Source organism: Mesobacillus sp., assembly GCF_049588175.1.
Taxonomy (GTDB): Bacteria; Bacillota; Bacilli; order Bacillales; family Cytobacillaceae; genus Mesobacillus.
Genome location: NZ_JBAVFI010000176.1, coordinates 1 through 2,124, shown reverse-complemented (window position 1 = coordinate 2,124; position 2,124 = coordinate 1). Strand labels below are relative to the sequence as shown.

Below are 2,124 nucleotides of genomic sequence, written 5' to 3'. Positions count from 1 at the left end.
ATGTAGAAGATGTAGTTATACATACACAATTCCAAAAGACTTGAATAGGCCGGAACTTGTTGCAAGTCTGCTTGCTGTGCTTTCATAGATCAATATGGTCAGCCTGTTTTATGAAGAAGTGCTGATTCCTTTTATGAAGTAAATAAGTTTAAATATAGTAAATCACAATATGTCATGCATCGGAAAAGATTATCGGAATAGGAGCTGAGTTAATGAAGCGATTGGTGATCTTAAACTTAATATTTTCAGTTCTCATGGTGGGCTGTAGTCCTGAAAAACAATCAAAGATAACAAGGATAGATGTCCAAGTTGATTTATCTCAAGGTTCGAAAAACGATGAAGTAAGGATGATTGTTGATCAAGAAAGCATACGAGCGGTGGAACAAGCTCTTCATGATATAAAATGGGAAGCTAATACAAATGCATCCATGGCAAGGAAAGAGGATCTATTAGCCACTTTTTTTATAATGGAAGATAAAAATATGCCTGAAAGATTATATGAATACAGAATCTGGTTTGATGGTGGTACTGCTACGCTAATAAGCAATCATCCAAATGAAGGTTATGGCAGATTATTTAATGAAGAAGATCTCCAGGTACTCCAAAAAGAATTTATGAATGAAAGGTAATCGAAATCACACCGCTGGAGTATTTCAATTAGTTCTTATACTGAGTGGACGTTCTGGTCCACACAGCAAGAAAAGTACAGAACAGATCTTCCGCTGATTTTACTTGATGATCACGGCTAGAAAGACATGTCAGACAATGCAAAGGATGTAAAATTATGCTTGGCTTATCTGCGGTACGATGGCACAATTTGACTGAAGATTAGTGCAAATGAGATATGATTTGCGAACTTTTAGCACTTCAGAATCCAATTGCATAAGCACTGGGAGTATCAAGTTACAGCATTGAATGCAGCTGGATATTCAATCCTTCCATGCATCCCCGATAATGAGCCGCTTTCGAGCTCAAGTGCCATAAATACCTCATCTGGAACGGGGAAGGGAGGGTTTATTCCGTTAGCTTTGGAAGAGACGAATCCAAAGCGAGGGTAAAAGTTCGGGTGCCCAAGTACAAAAATATGTTTATAACCTGATTCTTGGCAAGCTTCCAACCCACTGGATACAAGTGCTGAGCCAATGCCTTTATTTTGATATCCAGGTTTTACAGCCATCGGTGCTAGTCCCAATGTCGATATTTTTCCATTTTCCGTTACAATAGTGATCGTGCTAATAAGAATGTGACCGATTATTTCTTGATTTTCAGATTCGGCAACTAAAGAGAGCTGAGGAATGAAATTTTCAGACTGTCTAATCAGCTCTACTAATTTCGCTTCGTTTTCCTGATTGTTAAATGCAAGGATATTTACTTCTCTGATGTCTTGATAGTCTGAGGGGCTTTCCTGCCTTATAGTAAAAATCAAAAAAATAGCCTCCTATATTATATTTATAATTATTTATTTTGTTGTTCAAATGCTTGGGATTTCTCTCAAACTAGTTCTTGTGTGTGGAATTTTTCTCCGTAAATTTCTTATACCACTGTCTTTTGATATCTCCGTAAACTCATTTTAGCAGTATATTCCATAAATTGAACCGAAGATTTAACAAAAGATAAAATTTATTTCATCTGTTGAGCGTAATGTTTATTTTTCTGTTATGATAAAAGTTGGCTTTTTTGTGCCAAGAATGAAAATGCGTATTTTTTGAGGAGAAGAATGCATGACTAACACACTTCCATTTACCATTACCAAGGATGATACCTTTTTTGATTTATTAGGTGATTATATTGGTGATGTTTTTTATGATATTTTGCCTGAAAAAGGCTATGAACTGCGTGACGAACAAATTTATATGGCCTTCCAGGTAGAGCAGGCTTTTAAAAATAAGGGAATAATATTTGCGGAAGCGGGAGTTGGGACTGGCAAAACCTTTGTTTATCTTATATATGCCATCCTTTATGCCCGTTATATGAGAAAGCCGGCGATCATTACTTGTTCGGATGAAACGCTTATTGAACAGCTTGTCAAAGAAGGCGGAGATATTGAAAAGCTTGAGAAAGCACTAGGCCTGAATGTCGATGTTCGTTTGGCAAAGGCTCGAGAAAATTACGTCTGTGTAAAGA

The 2,124-nt window shown here is 36.8% G+C and carries 2 protein-coding genes and 1 pseudogene; 2 read left to right on the top strand and 1 reads right to left on the bottom strand.

Annotation, left to right across the window (positions count from 1 at the left end; all coding sequences use genetic code 11):
• Window positions 1–212 precede the first annotated feature (212 nt).
• Window positions 213–629, top strand: coding sequence for a hypothetical protein (locus WB217_RS04135; RefSeq protein ID WP_423990906.1), 417 nt, complete (start codon window positions 213–215; stop codon window positions 627–629).
• 269 nt (window positions 630–898) lie between these two features.
• Here WB217_RS04135 and WB217_RS04130 read toward each other — a convergent pair whose 3' ends face one another.
• Window positions 899–1,426, bottom strand: coding sequence for a GNAT family N-acetyltransferase (locus tag WB217_RS04130; protein ID WP_423990904.1), 528 nt, complete (start codon window positions 1,424–1,426; stop codon window positions 899–901).
• Window positions 1,427–1,721: 295 nt separating this feature from the next.
• Here WB217_RS04130 and WB217_RS04125 point away from each other — a divergent pair.
• Window positions 1,722–2,124, top strand: a pseudogene (locus WB217_RS04125) (ATP-dependent DNA helicase); the annotation flags it as partial.

Excerpts from the sequence above, each read along its gene's own strand:
- WB217_RS04135 (WP_423990906.1), top strand. The coding sequence starts at position 213 with ATGAAGCGATTGGTGATCTTAAACTTAATATTTTCAGTTCTCATGGTG.